Raw genomic sequence first — 229 nt, 5'->3', positions numbered from 1 at the left:
ACCTCGTTGCCCGCATCGTCCAGGATGGCGACGTAGGTGGACGGCAGCGGCAGGCCGATGGAACCGGAATACGCCGTGGCATCGCAGGGATTGACCGTGGCCACCGGCGAGGTTTCCGACAGGCCATAGCCTTCGATCAGGGGCCGCCCGGTGATCTTCAGCCAGCGTTCGGCCACCGCCTGCTGCATAGTTGCAGGCATGGCAACTGTACACATAACGTAGCGCCGTG

1 protein-coding gene is annotated in these 229 nt (G+C 64.2%); it reads right to left on the bottom strand.

All coding sequences use genetic code 11. The features are described from left to right. Positions 1 to 229: AMP-binding protein (locus tag SB764_RS45205; RefSeq protein ID WP_410867465.1), on the bottom strand; the 229-nt coding region annotated here is incomplete at both ends.

Origin of the sequence: Paraburkholderia sp. SIMBA_027 (assembly GCF_046535315.1) — a bacterium.
In the GTDB taxonomy this organism is placed as follows: Bacteria; Pseudomonadota; Gammaproteobacteria; order Burkholderiales; family Burkholderiaceae; genus Paraburkholderia; species Paraburkholderia tropica.
Note: the sequence above shows the minus strand (reverse complement) of the source record. Positions and strands in the feature narration are given on the sequence as shown.